Source organism: Xanthomonas sp. CFBP 7698, assembly GCF_003600855.1.
In the GTDB taxonomy this organism is placed as follows: domain Bacteria; phylum Pseudomonadota; class Gammaproteobacteria; order Xanthomonadales; family Xanthomonadaceae; genus Xanthomonas; species Xanthomonas cannabis.
This window is the reverse complement of sequence record NZ_PRDN01000014.1, coordinates 1-14788: the sequence shown is the minus strand read 5'-3', so window position 1 is coordinate 14788 and position 14788 is coordinate 1. Positions and strand designations below refer to the sequence as shown.

At 58.5% G+C, this 14788-nt stretch carries 7 protein-coding genes; 4 read left to right on the top strand and 3 right to left on the bottom strand.

Annotation, left to right across the window (positions count from 1 at the left end; genetic code table 11):
• Positions 1-565: 565 nt before the first annotated feature.
• The 3 genes from XnspCFBP7698_RS21070 to XnspCFBP7698_RS21055 form a co-directional block, all read right to left on the bottom strand.
• Entirely contained in the window at positions 566-1237 is a 672-nt protein-coding gene (locus tag XnspCFBP7698_RS21070; protein ID WP_104581770.1) for a class I SAM-dependent methyltransferase, read from the bottom strand.
• A gap of 323 nt (positions 1238-1560) precedes the next feature.
• Entirely contained in the window at positions 1561-2211 is a 651-nt protein-coding gene (locus XnspCFBP7698_RS21060; protein ID WP_104581759.1) for an SGNH/GDSL hydrolase family protein, read from the bottom strand.
• On the bottom strand, positions 2211-3482 hold the full coding sequence (locus XnspCFBP7698_RS21055; protein ID WP_039406224.1) for a pyridoxal phosphate-dependent aminotransferase: 1272 nt from the start codon (positions 3480-3482) through the stop codon (positions 2211-2213). Before XnspCFBP7698_RS21055 ends, XnspCFBP7698_RS21060 begins: the two co-directional genes overlap by 1 nt.
• Before the next feature lie 289 nt (positions 3483-3771).
• Between XnspCFBP7698_RS21055 and XnspCFBP7698_RS21050 the strand changes: the two genes are divergently transcribed.
• The 4 genes from XnspCFBP7698_RS21050 to XnspCFBP7698_RS21035 all read left to right on the top strand — a co-directional run.
• Positions 3772-5937, top strand: a complete 2166-nt coding sequence (locus tag XnspCFBP7698_RS21050; RefSeq protein ID WP_123137743.1) for a type I secretion system permease/ATPase — start codon at positions 3772-3774, stop codon at positions 5935-5937.
• Positions 5934-7355, top strand: a complete 1422-nt coding sequence (locus XnspCFBP7698_RS21045) for an HlyD family type I secretion periplasmic adaptor subunit (protein WP_104581844.1) — start codon at positions 5934-5936, stop codon at positions 7353-7355. The genes XnspCFBP7698_RS21050 and XnspCFBP7698_RS21045 overlap by 4 nt, the downstream gene beginning before the upstream one ends.
• Before the next feature lie 40 nt (positions 7356-7395).
• Positions 7396-7887 (top strand): hypothetical protein, encoded by a 492-nt coding sequence (locus tag XnspCFBP7698_RS21480; RefSeq protein ID WP_146093304.1) that lies wholly within the window; start codon positions 7396-7398, stop codon positions 7885-7887.
• Positions 7888-7902: 15 nt separating this feature from the next.
• Positions 7903-14788, top strand: a 6886-nt coding sequence (locus tag XnspCFBP7698_RS21035; protein ID WP_147423621.1) for a calcium-binding protein, incomplete at its 3' end; no start/stop codon positions are given.

The window sequence follows — 14788 nt, the reverse complement described above, 5'->3', positions numbered from 1 at the left end:
GTACATCCATGTAGCTCCTTGGCGGCATCCATGCCGCCAAGGGTCCCGCGACGGTGGGCGGGCAAGGACCAGTGATGTTGGTCGGTGTGCAAATTTTCAAAAAGCACACCAGCGACGCGGCATTTCGTTTTCAGAAAAAACTACCAGCCAACAGTCTGGCGCGATGATTTCGTCCTTCAATAACCTCACCAGCAGACTACCTGGTGCGATGTCCTCATCACTTGCGGAGCCGCTTACGGCATATACCGCAAACGAATCGCTATGGATGGATTCATGCGTGTCCCGCGAGCGGTGAGGGCGCCGCGCCCTCGACAACGCAGCCGCATCTACTCGAACGGATCGGCAATGGCGATCTCAAGCCAAGCGCCATCATCTCCCACCGCATGCCGCCCGGGATCATCCAGATAACGCCAGGAACGGCTGTTACAACGACTATGCGGTTGCCCGGCTGCCGCGGCATGCATACGCGTACGTCCCGGTTTCTGCGTGCCGTCCGCATCCGTCCGACGACCGCGCGTTATGTTTGCCAGCCCCTCTGAATCGATCCCGGCATGTTATGCACGGCTCAGCGCGGCTCGGCCACGATCAACCAGTTGTTGAACGGCGTATTGCCGTACAGCGGTGCAAACGTGGCGCGCAGGCCGGCCGCGTCCAGCTGCGCCTGCAGGCTGTCGCGGGTGGGGTAGCTACGCGGCATGCGCTGCATCCAGCCGCTCAGGTGCGCCAGCACGTCGGTGACGCGGCTGGTGCGGCCGCGGCTGCTGGCATCGCCCAAGGCGCTGCGGATCACCAGTTTGGCGCCGGGCGTGAGCATCTGCGCCACGCTGCGGAGCAGGCCGGCCTGCATGTCCGCTTGCAGATACTGCAGCACGTCCAGGATGGTGACGCTGCCCTGATGCTGCGGCCAGGCCAGGCTCAGGTCGACCACCTCGAACCTGGTATTGCCTAGCGCCGAGCGCTGTGCGATATGTTGCGCGCGCCGGATCTTGGACGCATCCACATCCACTCCGTAATACGCCAGCGTCTGCCCGTCGGCGCGCAAGGCATGCGCCAGCAGGCCCAGCCCGCAGCCCAGATCCAGCACCGGCGCGATGGTGGTGCGCAGCTGCGCCAGTACACCCGGGTAGAGCGGGTCGGTGCGCAACTTGGCGTGCGTGTAGTAGTAGTCGTAGCGGTTGCCCAGCGGGTGCTTGGGCAAAAACGCGCGTGCGATCGCCAGCGCTTGTGCGCGGCTCATCGGCTGGGTGGCGGTGCTGTGCAATGTCGTTCCTTGGCAATCAGGCATGCTGCGCGGGTAGCTTAGGGCCTGCCGGCGTGATTGCGGTAGGCCCGGTTGGCGTTTTCCCAGTGCCTGGTCACGCGCAGCCCTGCCCGGCGTCGATAGCGCGCTTGTTGCGCCCTTGCCGCGCGGCGCGCCGTGTCGGCGATGTGCGGCAGCGCCGACCAGCTGGGCGGTTGCGAGACGGCGGCAACTGCCACCCGTGCCTCGGGCCGATGACCATGCAGCGCCAGACCAGTACGCACGCCTGCATCGCCCAAGCGCAAGCGCACGCCGTTGGCTCAGGCAATCGTGTCGACAGATCCCAATGCGCCCAGCGCATCGCGCGCCGCAGGTAGCGCCACGGCTGCCCAGCGCGCATACATCGCAGCCGAGGGATGCAGGCCGTCGTCGACCAGCATCGCGATCGCATCGCCGCCGTCGCGGCTGGTGGCGGTGATATCGATGAAGCGGACGGCGCGCTCGCCGCAGCGCTCGGCCGCCACACCGTTGAAGGCATCGATCTGCGCGGCGATCAGCCCGGCATCGCGGCCTTGCGCGCGCGCAAAGGGCGTCAGCCCCCAATCGGGAATCGACAGCACCAGCACGCGTGCCGCGTGGCCGCCGGCCAACGCAATGGCCTGCTGCAATAATGCATCGAACTGGCTGCGGTAGTCGTCCAGCGCCAGCCCGCGGTATTGATTGTTGACGCCGATCAACAGGCTGACCAGGTCGTACGGGCCCTGCGGCGCCGCAGCGTCGATGCCGGCCTGCAGTTCGTCGGTGGTCCAGCCGGTGGTGGCGATGATCTGCGGCGCCTGCACCGGCCAGCCGTGCGCGCGCAGGCCCTCGACCAGCTGCACCGGCCAGCGCTGCGCGGGGTCGACGCCTTCGCCAATCGTGTACGAATCGCCCAGCGCCAGATAGCGCTGCGGCGTGCCGGGCGCGGCCATCACGCCACGCTGCGCGACTTGAGCGGCACCACCTTCGTCACCGCCTCGGCGCGGCGCGCCAGGGCGCGGTCGATGCGTGCGAACACATCACGCATCACGCTGGCCTCGGGCATCAGGGTCACGCGGAAATGGTGGCGATACGGCACGTTGAAGCTGGAGCCGGGCACCACCAGCACGCCTTCCTCATTCATCAGATCGAGTGCGAACTCGTGATCGTCGAAGTTGCGTGCCGCCGCACCCACTACCGCCGGGAATGCGTACAGCGCCCCGGCCGGTGCCACCAGTTGCAGATGCTCGCTGGCCGCACAGGCCTCGATCACCGCGCGGCGGGTTTCGTAGAGGCGGCCACCCGGCGCGCACAGCGCCGAAATGGTGTCCGGCCCGTTCACCGCCGCATCGATGGCGTACTGCCCCGGCACGTTGGCGCACAGGCGCAGAGCGCCGAGCAGGTCCATCGCGTTGCGCAGGTCGTTGATGCGCGCCTGCTCGCCGGACAGCAGCGCCCAGCCCACCCGCCAGCCGCAGGCGCGGTGCACCTTGCTCAAGCCGCTGAAGGTGATGCACGGGTGCGCGCCGGCCAGCGGCGCCACCGGCACGAAGGCCGCGCCGTCGTAGAGCACCTGGTCGTAGATCTCATCGACCATCAGCAGCAGATTGTGCTTGGTGGCGATGGCCACGATGCGCTCCAGCAGCTCGCGTGAATAACTGGCGCCGCTGGGGTTGTTCGGGTTGATCAGCACGATGGCGCGGGTGCGCGAAGACACCAGCGTCTCGATCTCCACCGGGTCCGGCTGGAAGCCGTTTTCCGGCGCGCAGCGGTAGTACACCGGGCGACCATCGTTGAGGATGGTGGCCGCCGACCACAGCGGATAGTCGGGCGAGGGCACCAGCACCTCGTCGCCGGGGTTGAGCAGCGCCCGCAGCGACAGGTCGATCAACTCGCTGACGCCGTTGCCGACAAAAATACGATCCGGGTGCGCGTCCGGGTGCTGGCGGCGCGAATATGCGGTGGCGATCGCCTCGCGCGCTTCCGGCAGGCCTTGCTGATGCGTGTAGGGATCGGTGCGGCCCATGTCGTCGGCGATCGCGCGCTGCAGATGCTCCGGCGCCCGGAACCCGAACGCTCCCGGGTTACCGATATTGAGCTTGATCAGCTTGCGGCCCTGCGCCTCCAGCTCCCGCGCTCGTCGCGCCAGCTCGCCCCGGATTTCGTAGCGGACTTCGGACAGACGCTCGCGGATGGCGAGCGGCTTTTGCGGGGCAGTGGACATGCGACGGGCCGGTTGTAGGCGTGAGGCTTGGCATGGTAGCGGAAATGCGCCAGGCGGACATGCTTGCATCGGCAACGATGTCAAGGGGCGGCGCCCCCTGCTGCTCACTATTAGCAGGTATTGCCCTTAGGGAATGACCGGGTCCGCATCAATGGCTGCGTCTCAGTCCGAGAGACGGCTGATTGAGAAAATAGATCGTCAGCACGGGATTGGCTGATTGACAGGTTCTTAACATCCCAAGATTCTATTCCGTCACTCGAGCCCGTCGGCTCTCAGCAAGGATCGCGTTATGTCAGGGGGAAGTGCGTCGCTCTCGTTAGTCGAGGGCGGCTCGTCGGTGTACGATCGGCCGGATCTGGGGCTGCAGGGACTTGTCCTTCTGGCGCAATTTCATGGCATTGCCGCCGATGCGACGCAGCTGGCGCATGGCTTTGGCCGTGGGGGTGAGCCATTCGACGAGACCACGCTGCTGCTGGCGGCCAAGCAACTGGGCTTGAAAGCCAAGGTCGTTGCTCAACCGGCCGCGCGCATTGGCATGGCTGCACTGCCGGCCCTGGCACTGGTGCCGGGCGGTGACGCGTTCATCGTGGCCAAGGTCGGTGCGGACCAGATCCTGATCCACGACCTGGTCGAAAAGCGGCCGCGCTCCATTTCACCCGCCGAGTTCGAGGCGCGTTACCAGGGGCGGTTGTTGCAGGTTGCCTCGCGGGCATCAGTGCTCGGCGATCTGGCCAAATTTGATTTCAGCTGGTTCATCCCGGCGGTGGTCAAGTACCGCAAGCTGATGATCGAGGTCTTCGTCGTCTCGTTCTTCATTCAGCTGTTTGCTCTGATCACCCCGCTGTTCTACCAGGTGGTGATGGACAAGGTGCTGGTGCATAACGGCCTGACCACACTGGACGTGATCGCGATCGGGTTGGTCTCGATGGCGGTGTTCGATGTGCTGCTGTCCGGCCTGCGCACCTATGTCTTCGCCCATACCACCAGCAAGATCGACGTGGAGCTGGGGGCGCGGCTGTTCCGCCACGTGCTGTCGTTGCCGCTGGCGTACTTCGAGTCGCGGCGGGTCGGCGACACCATTGCGCGCGTCCGTGAGCTGGAGAACATCCGCAACTTCCTGACCGGGCAGGCACTGACTTCGGTACTGGACCTGTTCTTCACCGTGGTCTTTCTGTCGGTGATGTTCTGGTACAGCGGTTGGTTGACCTTGATCGTGGTGCTGTCGTTGCCGTTGTACGCCACAATTTCCGGTTTGATTACTCCGGTGCTGCGCAAGCGTTTGAACGACAAGTTTGCCCGCGGTGCGGACAATCAGTCGTTTCTTGTGGAAACCGTCAGCGGTATCGGCACGGTCAAGGCAATGGCGGTCGATCCACGTGTGACGCGCACCTGGGACAACCAGCTTGCCGGGTACGTCAGCGCTGGTTTCAACGTCACCCGCATCGCGACGCTGGGACAGCAAGGTGTGCAACTGGTGCAGAAGCTCACCGCTGTGGCAGTGCTGTTCTGGGGCGCCAAACTGGTGATGGAAGGCAAGCTGTCGATCGGCCAGCTGATTGCCTTCAACATGCTGTCGGGCCAGGTCACTGCACCGATCATCCGGCTGGCCCAGTTGTGGCAGGATTTCCAGCAGGTAGGTATCTCGGTCGAGCGGTTGGGCGACATTCTCAATACCCGCACCGAGGTGCCGGGCAGTCGCCTGGCCTTGCCGCCGATTCGCGGACAGGTGACGTTCGAGCGGGTCACGTTCCGCTACCGGCCCGACGCGCCGGAAGTGCTCAATGCCATCGAGCTGGACGTTCGCCCGGGCGAGATCATCGGTATCGTCGGCCGGTCCGGCTCCGGCAAGAGCACGCTGACCAAGCTGGTGCAGCGGCTCTACACGCCCGAACGTGGGCGGGTGCTGATCGATGGGCAGGATCTGGCATTGGCCGATCCTGCCTGGTTGCGCCGTCAGCTGGGCGTGGTGTTGCAGGAGAACTTCCTGTTCAACCGCAGCGTGCGCGAGAACATCGCGTTGACCGATCCCGGCATGCCGCTGGAGCGGGTGATCCATGCGGCCAAGCTGGCAGGTGCCCACGACTTCATTCTGGAACTGCCAGAAGGCTACGACACCAAGGTTGGCGAGCACGGCACCGGTTTGTCCGGTGGGCAGCGCCAGCGCATTGCGATCGCGCGCGCACTGATCGGCGATCCGCGCATTCTGATTCTGGACGAAGCCACCAGCGCCCTGGATTACGAATCGGAACACGCGGTGATGAGCAATATGCGTGCGATCTGCAAGGGCCGCACCGTGCTGATCATCGCCCATCGCCTGTCCACCGTGCGGCAGGCCAACCGCATCGTCGTGGTGGAGAAAGGGCGAATTGTCGAGAGCGGCTCGCATGCAGAGCTGGTCGACCGGCCGGAAGGCCAGTACGCGCATCTGTACAGACTGCAACAGGGGACACCATGAAGCACCTGCTCCAGGGATGGCGCGATTTCTTTCTCCGCTATTTCAAGATTTTCAAATCGGCCTGGGCGGTGCGCCGCCAGCTCGACCCGCCCGCGCGCAGCGCCGATGAGCGTGCATTCCTGCCCGCACATCTTGAGCTGACCGAAACACCGGTCTCGCCCACCGCGCGCTGGACAATGCGCATCATCATCGGCTTCTTCTGTGTGGCGCTGCTGTGGGCATGCTTGGGCAAGCTCGACATCGTCGCCGTGGCACCAGGCAAGACCGTGGTCGATTCGCGGACCAAGGTGGTGCAGACCGCAGAAACCGCGGTGGTACGCAGGATCCTGGTACGCGACGGACAAGCCGTGAAGAAAGGCCAGCTGCTGGTCGAACTCGATGCCACCGCCACCGGCGCCGAGTTCGCCCAGGCCGGCGACGCATTGGTCAACGCGCGTCTCGCTGCGCTTCGCCAGGCAGCGCTGGCGACCGCCATTGCGACCGGACAGCCGCCGCAGCTGGATCCGGCTCCGGATCTACCAGCCGAGCGCGTGGCCAATGAGCAGCAATTGGTCAGCAGCCAGTTCGACGCATTCCAGGCGCGCCGGCATAACCTCCAAGCCAGCATCGCCCAACGCCAGGCCGAACTGCAGACCACCCAGGACGCGATCGAACCCCTGGCCGAGTCCGCACGCATCTCAAAAGTGCGCGCAGACGACTACGCCCGCCTGGTCGAGGGCAAGTACGTCGGCCGCCATGACTACCTGTTGCGCGAACAGGAACGCATCGCTGCAGAAAGCCAGCTCGCCACCCAGCGAAATCGCCTGCAGGAGATCCGCTCGGCGATCAGCGCGGCGCAAGAGGAGTTGCGCGTGCTTGTCACCGACACACGACAGCAGGCACTGGATGCCTTGCGCCAGGCAAGCGAGCAAGCCGGCCAGCTGACCCAGGACGTTGCCAAGACTGGCCAGCGCGACAAGCTGATGGCCCTGCACGCGCCCGTTGACGGCACCATCCAGCAACTGGCCGTCCACACCGTAGGTGGTGTGGTTACGCCCGCACAGCCGTTACTGGTCGTGGTGCCGGCCGAAGAAGCGCTGGAGGTCGAGGTCACTGTACTCAATAAGGACATCGGCTTCATGCGCCCGGGCCAGCCGGTCACCGTCAAGGTCGACAGCTTCCCCTACACCCGCTACGGCTATCTGACCGGGACGGTCGCCAGCGTGTCCCACGATGCCGCACAGGACGAAAAGCTTGGCCTGGTATTCCCCGCGCGCATCAAATTGAACGGCAGCACGCTGGAGATCGATGGGGTCAAGGTGCGGATGAGTGCCGGGATGAGCTTGAGTGCGGAAGTGAAGACGGGGAAGAGGCGAGTGATTGACTATCTGCTTAGTCCACTTCGTCATCACGGATCCGAGTCGTTAAGAGAACGGTGAGAGCCTAGGAATTCTATCGAAGTCTATGGAGATTAATAAATTGAATGCCTTAACTAAAAAAAAGAGTGGATTTTTGCTGTTTGTCTTCTTCTTTCTCCCAATTCTAGTTGGAAAACTCTCTCTATTATTAAAAATTCACGACTTGCAGTTTATTGATGGGTGGAAAAATTTCTATAAGGCTGCATGGGGTGATGCAGGCGGATATTACTTCACTGTCCTCTCTTCTCTGATTCTATCTCCCCTTGTTGTAATTTGGGTGCGTGCAAATTCAGATGTTAAAGAGATTGATAATAAATCAAAAGCATTTGCATTGGGCGTGTGCGGATTATTTATTGCTTCTATTTTATCAGTAGTCTTGGTTTTAGCTCTCCCCGTAAGTTCAATTGAAAATCCAACTAAGGGAGTAAGGCTTATTATACTTTTGGGGAAATCGCATTTTCTATTTGGTCTTGGCTACGGGATTATGGTCGCAGCTTGTGTCGTAATGGCTTACGGTTCTGTCGCCATACTGCGGCAGGTAATTAAAAAATAAAAAGGAATGATAGCGATGACTAGTCAAGAAGGTAGCAGCAATAGCAATAATAGCAGTGGTAATAATAATGGTGGGGGTGATTCAAAGCCGGCCGATCCTTTTGGATTTGAAGATGCCAATAAGCTAGGGAGTGCGTATCGGTCGGCCACTTTCGCCTTTGTAGCTCAATACGAGAAACAGTACGCGCAATCGGTTGCGGATGGGGCGGATGCTCAAGCTGCAATCAGGCAGGCACTGGTAGCTGGGCATAATAGACAGTCCCAAGTTTTTTTGGACTATGCTAGCGCGGCGGAATCAGTTAGTGATCCAAGATGGAAGGCTGCTTATTCAGAGGCTGCAGTTTCAGCTGCGCGTGAAGCGAGTGCTTTGGCTGGTGCTCAAGGACCAATGTCTGATGTGTTGAATGCATATTATTCAGAGTCAACTTCAAAATATGCATCTTTAATGAATGCAAGTCCCGCTCTGCGGTTTGCTGCAAAACACGGGGGGCCAGTGGGGGATTTGGTGGATATTGGTGCTGCCACTTTGTATGGTACACCTGGAGATGTGGCTAAAGCGGTTGTAGGCGCCGCAATGGGAGCAGCTGCAGGAACTATTGCGACCGGAGTCCTCGGATTCTTAGGAATTACTGGAGCTCCTGCTATAGCAGTCGTCGCCGCTGTAGCTATTGGTGTAGGAGTATTGGCTCCGGATTTTGTTCCTGACAGTGAATGGAATAAATTGGGAGACTGGGGTAAAGAAGCAATCAAAGATGTGGCAGATTGGTTTGAGGACGCGTGGAGTGATACGGCTAAGTGGTGGGGCGACCGTTTTGATGAGTTAGGCGACTCACTAAGAGATATGTTCGATCGTGCAAGAAACTTTGTGCCACGCCGCGATCCTCTGGTTATCGACCTTGACGATGACGGAATCGAGACAGTAGAAGCGAACGGCTCAATCCTTTTTGATCATGATGGTGACGGTGTAAAAAGCGGAACTGGGTGGATTAAGTCTGACGACGCATTTGTAGTTATGGATAGGAACGGAAATGGTAGGATTGATGACGGATCCGAACTTTTCGGAGCGGATACCGATCTTTCGTCTGGAGTGAAGGCTTCCTCTGGGTTTTCTGCGCTTGCCGATCTAGACAGCAATAAGGATGGTGTTTTTAGTTCGGCTGATAGTCAATTCGGTGACGTCCGTTTATGGCGCGATTTGAATCAGGACGGTATTTCGCAGTCCAATGAATTATTCACATTTGAAAGTTTGAATGTTTCTAGGATTACATTGAGGCCGACTGTTACTGATGATTTGGATCTCGGTAACGGAAATGTAGTGGATAATCGGGGTGCTTATGAGCGTGTTGATGGGACTATAGGGCTCGCTGGCGATCTTCAGCTTGCTATGAATAATTTTTTTCGTGATTTTAGTGGGTCGCTGAATCCTATTGACGCGACGAGTAAAGCTAGCTTGCTGCCAAACCTAAAGGGTAGCGGTGCCGTACGAGATTTAAAGGAAGCTGGGAGCTTATCTGTAGAGTTGTTGGCTTCTATACAAGCGATTTCACCTGGAACATCTCGCGATTCGATGAGAGCCTCGCTTGACGCTATCCTCACCCAATGGGCGGCGACCTCCACAATGCAGAGCAGTGAAGAGATGCTTGAATCTGTCGGGGGCGCGCGCGAGCTGCTTTATCGTGGCGTTCTCCCAGCCGATGTCGCGGCCCAGAGCCCCGAAGCTATAGATGCTTGGATTAAGCAGCAGCATGCAGAGCTTGGTCCAATGATTGCCATCTTGGAAAAATTCAATGGCTCCAGTCTGATCAGCTATCGTTATGACCAAGCGTCGACCGGGGGCAGTTCCTATTCATGGAGCGAGTTGTCCAAGTTGGACGGAACTAAGTTTTTTTCTATGAGTATTTTATTGCAGCCCGAGCAGATCGAAGCGCTCAGAGCTGCCTATGCGAGCTTAAAAGAGTCGGTGTATGCAGGCTTGGTGATGGAGACGCGTCTGAAAGGTTATTTGGACGGCGTTAGCATTAAGCTCGTGGATGGTGAATTCAAGTTCGATGTCCTCGGATTGACAGCCAAGCTTTCGGATAAGTGGAAAGAAAGTAAGAGCGAGGCTCTGCAAGACGCTATCGATTTGTATCGCTACGGCGGAGGCTTTCTTGCGGACACAGGCTGGAACGGTGTTGATGCTCTTCGGGCAATGATCGATCAAGCCAAAGTTTCGCCGGAAGGACTCGCTGCACTGGTAAGCTCGGATATTAACCTCGTGTCTGGGGTCGCGCAGCTGGGGTCACGCGATGACATCATCTGGGGAAGTGCTGGCGGCGATGATTTGCGAGGAGGACTTGGTGACGACCTCATTGTCGGTGAGCGTGGCAATGATTCGCTTTACGGCGAGTCCGGAGGCGATAAGGTGTTTGGCGGAGATGGAAATGATGTGCTATTCGGTGGGGAGGGCAATGACTTGCTGGATGGTGGGGTCGGAAATGACACGCTGTACGGTGGTGCCGGTACGGACCGTCTTGACGGTGGTGCGGGTGACGACTATCTAAGCGGGGATGCTGGTAGTGACGTTTACCTGTTCGGCCGAGGTTCTGGTAGGGATACTGTCTCCAACTATCACTCTGCCGGCGAGGAGGATCGGATTCTGATTGCAGACGATTTGTCTGCAGCTGATATCAAGGTTTCCCGTTACAGTGACGATCTGATCATTGAGATAGCTGGGACTAACGACCGCTTGGCTGTGTCGAACTATTTTTATAACGATGGAAATGGTCCTTACTCGGTAAAAGAGATTCGATTCGCTGACGGTACAATCTGGGAGGTTGCAAAGGTCAGAGAGATGGTGCAGGTCGCAGGTGACGGAAGTGATCAATTGACCGGCTACCAAGGCAACGACAGCCTTTTTGGTGGGCGTGGTGATGACACCATCAACGGACAAGGTGGCGACGATCTGCTTGAGGGTGGTGAGGGGGGCGATAGCCTGTCTGGTGAAGCTGGCAATGATCGCCTATTCGGTGGTACGCAGAACGATACGCTCTATGGCGGTGAGGGTGACGACCAGCTCGATGGCGGAGCGAACAATGACACGCTTTATGGTGGCAGTGGCAATGACCGGCTAGAGGGCGGCGCCGGCAATGACTACTTGAGCGGGGACGCAGGAAGCGACATCTACCTGTTTGGTCGCGCTTCCGGACAGGACACGATCAGCAACTACAACTATGACGGTGGTTCCACTGATGTGTTGGAGTTGGCTGCGGATGTTGCCGTATCAGATGTGACGATTTGGCGCTATAGCGATGACTTGGTGCTGACAATCAATGGGACTGATGCTCGCGTTACTGTCAGTAGCTACTTCTACAACGATGCTAACGGTCCATATGCGCTCAATCAGGTGCGTTTTGCTGATGGGACAGTTTGGGATGCTGCACAGATCAAGTCGTTGGTGCAGGCCTCGACGTCCGGGAATGATCAGCTGACCGGCTACCAAGGCAACGATAGCCTTTCAGGTGGGCGTGGCGATGACACTATCTATGGCCAAGCCGGAGACGACCTGCTTCAGGGTGGCGAGGGTGGTGATAGCCTGTCAGGCGACGCGGGTAATGACCTGCTGTTCGGTGGCGCGCAGAACGACATGCTCTCCGGTGGCGAGGGCGACGATCAGCTGGATGGCGGGACAAACAATGACACGCTCTATGGTGGCGGCGGCAATGACCGACTCGATGGCGGTACCGGCAACGACTACCTAAGCGGGGATGCAGGAAGCGACATCTACGTCTTTGGTCGCGCTTCTGGGCAGGATACGATCAGCAACTATACCTATGACAGTGGTTCCACTGACGTGTTGGATTTGGCAGCGGATGTTGCCGTCTCAGATGTGACGATTTGGCGCTATAGCGACGACTTGGTGCTGGCGATCAAGGGCTCGGATGCTCGCGTCACGGTAAGCAGCCACTTCTACAACAATGCCAATGGGCCATACGCGCTCGCTCAAGTGCGTTTTGCCGACGGAACGGTTTGGGATGCTGCACAGATCAAGTCATTGGTGCAGACCTCGACGGCCGGGAATGATCAGCTGACCGGCTATGAAGGCAATGACAGTCTTTCCGGTGGACGTGGCGATGACACCATCAGTGGGCAAGGCGGAGACGATCTGCTTGATGGCGGCGAAGGTGCTGACAACCTTTCCGGGGAAGCGGGCAACGATCAATTGTTTGGTGGTACACAAAACGACACGCTTTATGGTGGTGAGGGCGATGATCGACTTGACGGAGGGGCAAATAACGACACGCTATACGGTGGTGGCGGTAATGATCGTTTGGATGGCGGTAGCGGAAATGACTATTTAAGCGGAGACGTCGGAAGCGATACCTATGTTTTTGGCCGAACCTCCGGTCAGGACACGATCTTCAACTACATCTACGACAATATGTCGACTGACGTACTGGAGTTGGCTGCTGGCGTTGCCGTCTCAGACGTGACCGTCTGGCGATCCAGTGATGATCTGGTGCTGGCGATCAATGGCACGGACGCGCGCGTTACGGTGAGCAGTCACTTCTACAACGACGCCAATGGTCCGTATACGCTCAATCAGATACGTTTTGCCGATGGAACGATCTGGGATACTGCACAGATCAAGTCACTGGTGCAGGCCTCTACGGCCGGGAATGATCAGCTGACCGGCTATCAAGGGAATGACAGTCTTCATGGTGGGCGTGGTGACGATAGCGTCAACGGACGAGGCGGAGACGACCTACTTGACGGCGGTGAGGGTGCCGACAATCTATTCGGTGAGGCGGGTGACGATCGACTGTTCGGTGGCGCACAGGGCGATACGCTCTACGGCGGCGAGGGCGATGATCAGCTGGATGGTGGAGCGAACAACGACATCCTGTATGGCGGTGGAGGCAATGATCGTCTTGAGGGTGGTTCCGGTAATGACTATCTGAGCGGGGATGCCGGAAGCGACACTTATGTATTCGGCCGCGCCTCAGGTCAAGATACGGTCAGCAACTATAGCTATGAAACTACGTCTACTGACGTCATTGAGCTAGCTGCGGATGTTGCTGTGGAAGATGTCACCATCTGGCGCTACAGCAATGATCTCGTGCTGGCTATCAAAGGAACTGATGCGCAGATTCGGGTTGGAAGTCATTTTTACAATGATGGTAGAGAGTTGTATGCGATCAACCAGGTACGTTTTGCCGATGGAACGGTGTGGGATGCCACACAGATCAGAGCGTTGGTACAGGCCTCTACAGCAGGGGATGATCAGCTAATCGGTTACCAGGGCAGTGATAGCCTTTCTGGGGGGCGTGGCGATGACACCCTCAACGGCCAAGGTGGAGACGATCTACTCGATGGCGGTGAGGGCTCGGATAGCCTTTATGGTGAAGCCGGCAATGACTTGCTGCTCGGTGGTGCCCAAAACGATAGGCTGTACGGTGGAGACGGCAATGACCGTCTAGATGGCGGCGACGGCAATGACTACCTGAGCGGAGACGTCGGAGGTGACACCTATGTGTTTGGTCGCACCTCTGGGCAGGACACGATTAGCAACTACAGCTATGACAGTGGCTCCACTGACGTGCTGGAGCTGGCTGCGGATGTTGCTGTGGCTGACCTTATGGTTTGGCGTTATAGCAACGACCTGATAATAGCAATTAAGGGGACAAATGCGCAGATCACAGTGGGTAGCTATTTCTATGAATCTGGAAGCACTTCCTACACAGTCGGAAAGATCAATTTTGCTGATGGAACTTCTTGGGCCTATACGGACGTACTTAATTTAGTAATGCAGCAACCAGCTACGCAAAGCTACATTTATGGCACGGCCGAATCAGATATCCTCCAGGGTGCGTCGTCGCTTGATTATGTATATGGGTACGGCGGAGACGATGTGCTGGATGGTGGGGCTGGCAATGATACGCTCGACGGCGGCTACGGCAACGACGTGTATCGTTTTGGTCGTGACTCCGGCAACGACATCATCACGAATAACGATTGGGCCGCTGGTAAGCACGATGCGATCGTCATGGGTGAAGGCATCTCTACCGGAGACGTTTCGGTAGCACGGGACGGCGATAGCTTGGTGTTGAGCATCAAGGGCACCTCTGACAGTGTCCGGGTCAACAGCTACTTCTATGCTGATGCGACCTACGGCTATCAGGTAGAAGAGGTCCGCTTTGCCGACGGCACAGCTTGGGATATCGCTGCAATCAAGGCGCTGGTCCAGGCGGCAACGGACGGCAACGATGCACTGGCCGGCTATGCCACTGCCGATGTGCTCAACGGTGGTCTGGGTGATGACACCTTGTCAGGCTATGGAGGAGACGATGTTCTCCAGGGCGGGATCGGTGCCGATACGCTCTATGGCAATGAGGGTAATGACACGCTCGATGGCGGTGATCAGAACGATCGCCTTTACGGCGGCAGTGGGAACGACCTTCTGCTCGGTGGCGTCGGCACTGATAGTTTATCTGGCGAGAATGGCGACGACCTTTTAGACGGTGGTGCAGGCAACGATACCCTTGACGGTGGCTTCGGCAACGACGTCTACATCTTCGGACGTGGCTCTGGTAACGATCTCATCGTCAACTACGATTGGACCGCAGGCAAACGCGATGCGATCCTCATGGGTGAGGGCATCTCTACTGGAGACGTTTCGGTAGCACGGGACGGCGATAGTTTGGTGTTGAGCATCAAGGGTACCTCTGACAGTGTCCGGGTCAACAGCTACTTCTATGCTGATGCGACCTACGGCTATCAGGTAGAAGAGGTCCGCTTTGCCGACGGCACGACCTGGGATATCGCCGCAATCAAGGCGCTGGTCCAGGTGGCAACGGACGGCAACGATGCACTGGCCGGCTATGCCACTGCCGATGTGCTCAACGGTGGTCTGGGTGATGACA